We start from the raw sequence: 5974 nt of genomic DNA, 5'->3' as shown, positions 1-5974 counted from the left end.
CTACATATATATAAACTATCTCTGCTTTATTTTCTACATACTCGAGTGATAAAGAAATCATATCAGATTGAATTTCCATTAATTGATCTTCAAATATCATTTACTTCCCTCTACTAATATTTTTTATACGATGTGTATAAGTTTGTCCGTCAATTGTATAATTTATCCTAAATGTCTTCGGTCGTGCAGAATTCTCTACATACTCAATTTTGACATGAACTTCAACTTTCTTATTCGTTTTAATTGCTTCTGACCTGTCTCATTCGAGCGATCCTTCAGCCAGGCTTAGATGGGTTGATGATGTGCCAGAATTCCTTATATGCTAAGCTTAGTAATCGTATTCTGCAATACCAATAAACTCTAATGTCCCAGAACCATTGTTACTTACTTTTAATCCTTCTTTAGAATAATCAAAATCATAAATCAAAACAATTGTATTATAGGTTGATGATATTTTAGGAAACTTCATAATAATCTCTTCATCGTATGAGAAACCTTCAAGCAAAACATCAATATTATTTTCAGAAACATCAACCCAATCTTTTTCAACTAAATCTCTATCGTAGTACGACAAATGAAAGTCTGTCTCAAATTCTGAAGAAACGCTATTCCCATCCTCTTTATATGTAATTTTGAAGTATTCTTGAAATTCTTCTTGACTGGCAAAATTACCGAGCCATAACGATACTTTTTGTTTCATTTTTAATACCTTCTCAATCCTTCTAGTAAATTTAAAATTCCATTTTTCATTCTTCGACTTGCCCATTCATTTAAGAGGAATCAATATCTATTCTTCAATCTCCAAATTCATTTTCTTCGTCATCCAAGACTACTTCCCCTGAACTTTCCCATTCTTCTTTTGTTATTTCACCACTTTGATACATGAAGTTTTTATTCAATTCAACTAAAATATCATCAAAGTCATCAAAACAATCGATTATTCCCCTAATTCCAGTTAATAGATTATAGAAAGCAATAGTGTAATCTGAATTCTCTGAAGAGGAAATTGTAGTAATGTCCATCTTGTTAAACAATCTTAATCCTTCATAAAAACGATCTTCATATTTTTTTAGAAAGATATTTATCGTATTGTCTATATCTCTGATACTTTCTTCTCTAAGTAGCACACCTTTATTATTCTCATTAAGAATAGTCAATCGTTTCATTACATCTTTTAACTCAGAACTAATCATTTTAATCTCCTCCCAGAAGCTAAATTAAATTTTTACTATTAGAAATTCCATCAAGATTAAGAACATCCTTTACTTTACCTCTTTTATTGAATACCTCAAAATAATCTTTATGCCGACCATCTAAGAACAACTTATCTCCCTTTTTCAAAATATCATCTAAACCACAGGACTACGATTTAAATCATAAATATCTATTTGTTTTTTTTCAAATAACATTTCTAATTTTTGATACCCATTCTCAACAAAAAAATGGTACTCCGACTCAGAAATCGGAACTGCAAACAACCAAGTAACATATTCATGCTCAAATTCCAAATCGTGCAACTCCCATAAAAATGGGATAGTCAATAACATGTGCTTCATATTAAAATCTAGATAATAATTATCTATTGCATTTAGAAATACAGTCCCTGGCATACAAGGAGATAATCCATCCATCACTTTAAAAGCACAGTCACTTATTATATTTAGAAACAAATCATTCCTACTATCTGTTGAACCAATAATTTCTGCTCTTAAAGATTTATCATCTATCTTTTTGTTCAAAGTGTAGTCTGATAACCCAACAGTGGAGTAAGAAGATACGTGTTCAATTGGAGAATCATCAACACAAAATATGTCAATTTCTTTTCCAGATTCATCTTTAAATGCATATACTCTTGGAATACCGCCAACATCATCTAAAAGCTTTCTAGCTATCTCTTTTTTATCATATTCCATAGTACGTTCCTTTCTTCAAAATCATGAACCAAAATAAAAATCCGTCTTATCTTCACAAATATGACTTCTATTAGATTCTGGTAGCTCTGGTCTATAGTTATTAGGATTATTATATTCATCTAAAAATTGTTTACGAGTTATTTTTCTATCATCCGCACTTTGTTGGTGTTTTCTAAATTCATGTCCCGGTTTATGTCCCATATCCCAAGGCTCCTCAATATCCATTACCTTTTTAGTAATAGGATTTTTGACAACACCTTGTTCATCCTTAGCTTTATCCCAGACAGTTTCCTTTGCATTCTTCCTATAACCTGATGGACGCTTGTAAAGTTTTTTCTCTAAACAGGAGTGTATCTTTCACTCCTTGACGGTAAAATCATCTAACGCTTTATAGGATATCAAAAATAAAGTGTAGGATCTAACTTTTATTTCATCTCTATGAAGGTAGATGTAAGATTTCAATTTATTAAATAGCTCATTATAAAAAGTTTTTTCAATAAATAACTCAAGGAATTTATCACCCATAAATAGGACTCCTGCATTATATTTTGTGCATTACTCTTAACATATACTCAAAAGCATGATTCCGTAACCAAATACTAGCTATTTGCAATATCATCTTCAGAATATAGCATTCCTAAAAAATCTTCAAATGTTTCTGAAATAAACTCTACACTAGGATGCCATTCGTATGAATCCTCGCGCTTCCAATAACATACCTTAGGGTTCTGGGGCCCTTCTCTATAATCTAAACATATAAAATCACCACCGAACACTGTTGCTACTGGTAATAGTTCTACACCAACAGAATCTAGATCCACACTTAAAATTTCTAGTATTGGACTCCATATAGCATCAATATCGTACATTCCTAGGGAATTCTCTTCAAAATCATCTAAAATACAAAGGAATCTTTCTATAACATACTCTTTATCATCACTGATTTTAAAAAGATTCTTTTTAGGAATTATCCCATTATATCTGATTATGAATTCCTTAAAGGAACTCGGTAAATCAATGCACCATTCTTCCTCTTTTTCCTTAACTAATTCAATACTAGGCAAAGGGAGGATTACCGTTCTAATATCTTCCACTTTCTAATTTTTCCTTTCTTTTTATATTTAGAATGAATACCACATTCAATATATATTAGCAGCGCTATACAAGAACTACATACACCTCATAAAAAATCAATCAAGACAATACTACTATACATAACTAATCTAAAATTTCAGATATTTTTACCTCTTTTTCCTCATTTAAATCATAGAAACCAACATGAACCCCCTCCTCGTATAGCCACGCTAAATTCGTCCCATACTTCGCTTCAAAAATTTCTTCCATCACGGGTGCAATAGAAAACATGGTTTTTGCTGATACAATTTCAAAATTTTGGGGATTATTTACGTATTCCTCATCATCGGAACTAGAATAAATGGTCCATCCATTTAATTGTAACAGTCGAGATTTTTCTCTGTAAGTATACGCAATAGGTAATCCATTTTTTACATTCCTTGATAGAACAAATCCTCCATAATTATCACTTACTTTCATTTTCATACTTCTCCAAAATATTTAAAAAATCATTTCTCCAAGATAACTCTTTAGCGTAGTCTAACGCAGATTTACCCGCATCATTTTTTAGAGTATAATCTGCATTATGTTTTAGCAATAATTCATAAATAGGATATGCATCATGCGTTGTTAATTTTAAAACAGTTAAAGAATAAATTAATGCTACTGATCCATATTTATCAATTGCATTAATATTTATACCCGCTTCAATTAACTTATCTATTACATTTACTGCGTACTCTACATTCGGTCTCCAATTTGCTTTAAATTGAAAAAAATTATGTAGTGCTGTCCTACCATCTCTATCCTGATAGTTTATGTCTATACCTCTATCAAGCAAGAAGTTAATTATCTTAATTCGGTCATCAATTTTATCACTATTAGTGAGGACAACCGATAAAAGATTCAATTGTTCCTTATTTACCTGATTTATACTACCGCTATATAAATCTTTCAGTAATTTAAAATCGCCTACCTGTGCAGCTTCAAATATTGCTTTTGATTCCATATTACCCATCTCCTTACTCATACTTATGACTTCTATTTGCTGAAGGTGTTTCTAATCTAAAATTATTAGGCAGATTCCGTATGCCTTCAACAACATCTCCCCACCAGGAACCAATCTCATTCGAGCGGTCCTTCAACCAGGCTTAGATGGGGCGATGACGGCGATAAAACTCCTAAGTTATTATTTTATTTATAATCTACACTTGTAATGAAATTTAAATAATCTGAGAATTTTACAGAGCCATCATAAGCATAGTTATAGATTAGTACAACTGTATTGCCTTTATTTATAGTCAGACTCTCTAATGCGTTCAATTCACACAACAACTGTTCCTCATAGGAGGCAGTGCGCAAAATAATAGATATATCGTTTGTTTCATTTGGCAAAACTGCTTTTTCAATTAAATCTTCATCTATATCATTAATGTCTATCTTAAAATCGTTGAAAAAATCAGAAACAACGATCTCTCCCTCATCATCATAAGTTAGATCAATATAATTTTCTAACTCAGTTAAATTTTTGAAATTACCTATCCAAATAGATACCGTATTGTCTGTTTCCATTTTATTAAATCCTTTCTATCCTGAATATGGAGAATGAGGAACGTCTGCTTATCTACCCATCTTATTGGGACAAACAGCGTCAATTTCTCCATATCTGAAAGAAGTTTCGACCTATTCTCTTCTTTTCGTTTCGATGAAAAATGTTGTAAACTATCTTTTATGTTTATTCTTTTTCAATTCCTTATCTAAATCTTGAAGTAAGTAAATGAGCTCACTTTGATAATGCGTGGTCTCATCTGCAAACATTCTAACTAAACTTTTTAGATTTATGTTTTTTGTTACTTCTCCACTTTCTATAATTTCATTTGCTAATTGATAAATACTTTGAATTGAGCCTGTAACACTTTTTTGTTTTGGGTACTCTTCTTCAATAATAAAAATAATTTTTTCAGCAATTCGCTTTAAACTACTTGTCATATCTCTTTTTCTCCCTCAAATATTAATAATCCATCAATTAGGAACTATTCTAAAATCCGAAATCCATTCTAATGGTCAGTCTTAACGAGTAGTCCTGCCCCCTCAGCTAAGCTTTTCTGGATTTCCTCTGGTAATAGCTCCAAATCTAGCTCAACAATAGAACCTAAAGGATAAATAGGACTGTAGACACTGTCCACAATCCCCATAAAACCCTGTAAATCAGTGATGGAAAATAGTTGATCTAGTTGATTGTAATGAATCTGAGCTTCCTGATTCTCATAACTATATGATAATGGAGTAGAAACTAAGTTTAAAGCGCTTGACTACTTGTAAATTCATTAGCTTATCTTCAAATATTATTTTCTACTTTCACCGTATCATACCAGTTATTGAATAATTCTAATTCTGAAGTATCATCTGAAATAGGTGAATAACTATATTTGGATTTGAGACTATTGCTGCTCTTATTATAAATAATTTTGATTTCGGTAGGTACTTCTTTTTTATTATTCTCAAACAAAATCTCGATTTTTTCTAAATCATCAATTCCTAATTCTAGAAATTGTATCTGTCTATCACGTGAATCATCTATTTTTTCATTTTCATTCAAAAAATCATTAATCTGATTAAGTTTAATTATCTCCCCATTTTTCTTAAAAAATAAATTGAAAAAATAACTACCTTCTTCCATATAACCATACAAATAAATTTCATCAATTTGACTATTCGAATATTCTAATCCTAAAGACACCAAATCAGATTGAATTTCCATTAATAAATCTTCAAATATCATTTACTTCACTCCATATTACTTTTTGTCAAATCATGTATTACCTTATATTTATGATAATCTTGATATCCTCAGTACGCATAAAGGCAATCGAGACTTGTTGATGGAAGAGCTCGATAAAATTCAAATCAAATTTCACTGCGTTGCTTTTCTAATTTTATCATTATGGTTTGTCCCACAAAGGAGAAGGATATTCTGGTTCCTCGTT

General features: G+C 30.9%; 10 protein-coding genes. All 10 read right to left on the bottom strand.

Annotated elements, in window-relative coordinates:
• Window positions 1-328: 328 nt before the first annotated feature.
• The 10 genes from HMPREF1117_RS02705 to HMPREF1117_RS02665 all read right to left on the bottom strand — a co-directional run bounded on the left by HMPREF1117_RS02705 (window position 329) and on the right by HMPREF1117_RS02665 (window position 5769).
• The gene (locus HMPREF1117_RS02705) at window positions 329-700 is read right to left on the bottom strand and encodes an immunity 22 family protein (RefSeq protein WP_000811035.1); all 372 of its coding nucleotides are present in this window, start codon (window positions 698-700) and stop codon (window positions 329-331) included.
• A gap of 94 nt (window positions 701-794) precedes the next feature.
• Window positions 795-1193 (bottom strand): hypothetical protein, encoded by a 399-nt coding sequence (locus HMPREF1117_RS02700; protein WP_000625735.1) that lies wholly within the window; start codon window positions 1191-1193, stop codon window positions 795-797.
• A 156-nt stretch (window positions 1194-1349) separates the two neighbouring features.
• Window positions 1350-1913, bottom strand: a complete 564-nt coding sequence (locus HMPREF1117_RS02695) for a suppressor of fused domain protein (protein ID WP_000455482.1) — start codon at window positions 1911-1913, stop codon at window positions 1350-1352.
• A 21-nt stretch (window positions 1914-1934) separates the two neighbouring features.
• The gene (locus tag HMPREF1117_RS11780) at window positions 1935-2267 is read right to left on the bottom strand and encodes an HNH/ENDO VII family nuclease (RefSeq protein ID WP_269207916.1); all 333 of its coding nucleotides are present in this window, start codon (window positions 2265-2267) and stop codon (window positions 1935-1937) included.
• Between the two features lie 245 nt (window positions 2268-2512).
• Window positions 2513-3007 carry an SMI1/KNR4 family protein gene (locus tag HMPREF1117_RS0101860; protein WP_000389500.1) on the bottom strand — a complete coding sequence of 165 codons (495 nt, stop codon included), beginning with the start codon at window positions 3005-3007 and terminating at the stop codon, window positions 2513-2515.
• Window positions 3008-3131: 124 nt separating this feature from the next.
• Window positions 3132-3467: a DUF2185 domain-containing protein gene (locus HMPREF1117_RS02685; protein WP_000868444.1), complete on the bottom strand. Its 336-nt coding sequence runs from the start codon at window positions 3465-3467 to the stop codon at window positions 3132-3134.
• Entirely contained in the window at window positions 3454-3996 is a 543-nt protein-coding gene (locus HMPREF1117_RS02680) for an ankyrin repeat domain-containing protein (protein WP_000443990.1), read from the bottom strand. The genes HMPREF1117_RS02685 and HMPREF1117_RS02680 overlap by 14 nt, the downstream gene beginning before the upstream one ends.
• Window positions 3997-4181: 185 nt before the next feature.
• Window positions 4182-4559, bottom strand: coding sequence for an immunity 22 family protein (locus HMPREF1117_RS02675; RefSeq protein ID WP_000447047.1), 378 nt, complete (start codon window positions 4557-4559; stop codon window positions 4182-4184).
• A gap of 150 nt (window positions 4560-4709) precedes the next feature.
• Window positions 4710-4976 carry a hypothetical protein gene (locus HMPREF1117_RS02670; protein ID WP_000204307.1) on the bottom strand — a complete coding sequence of 89 codons (267 nt, stop codon included), beginning with the start codon at window positions 4974-4976 and terminating at the stop codon, window positions 4710-4712.
• A gap of 349 nt (window positions 4977-5325) precedes the next feature.
• Complete coding sequence (locus HMPREF1117_RS02665) at window positions 5326-5769, bottom strand: hypothetical protein (protein ID WP_000575665.1); 444 nt, start codon at window positions 5767-5769, stop codon at window positions 5326-5328.
• Window positions 5770-5974: the final 205 nt, after the last annotated feature.

This window comes from Streptococcus sp. SK643 (assembly GCF_000259505.1).
In the GTDB taxonomy this organism is placed as follows: Bacteria; Bacillota; Bacilli; order Lactobacillales; family Streptococcaceae; genus Streptococcus.
Note: the sequence above shows the minus strand (reverse complement) of the source record. Positions and strands in the feature narration are given on the sequence as shown.

Bases quoted from the DNA above. Each gene is read 5' to 3' on its own strand.
- HMPREF1117_RS02705 (WP_000811035.1), bottom strand. From the start codon at position 700: ATGAAACAAAAAGTATCGTTATGGCTCGGTAATTTTGCCAGTCAAGAA.
- HMPREF1117_RS02700 (WP_000625735.1), bottom strand. From the start codon at position 1,193: ATGATTAGTTCTGAGTTAAAAGATGTAATGAAACGATTGACTATTCTT.
- HMPREF1117_RS02695 (WP_000455482.1), bottom strand. From the start codon at position 1,913: ATGGAATATGATAAAAAAGAGATAGCTAGAAAGCTTTTAGATGATGTT.
- HMPREF1117_RS02685 (WP_000868444.1), bottom strand. From the start codon at position 3,467: ATGAAAGTAAGTGATAATTATGGAGGATTTGTTCTATCAAGGAATGTA.
- HMPREF1117_RS02680 (WP_000443990.1), bottom strand. From the start codon at position 3,996: ATGGAATCAAAAGCAATATTTGAAGCTGCACAGGTAGGCGATTTTAAA.
- HMPREF1117_RS02675 (WP_000447047.1), bottom strand. From the start codon at position 4,559: ATGGAAACAGACAATACGGTATCTATTTGGATAGGTAATTTCAAAAAT.
- HMPREF1117_RS02670 (WP_000204307.1), bottom strand. From the start codon at position 4,976: ATGACAAGTAGTTTAAAGCGAATTGCTGAAAAAATTATTTTTATTATT.
- HMPREF1117_RS02665 (WP_000575665.1), bottom strand. From the start codon at position 5,769: ATGATATTTGAAGATTTATTAATGGAAATTCAATCTGATTTGGTGTCT.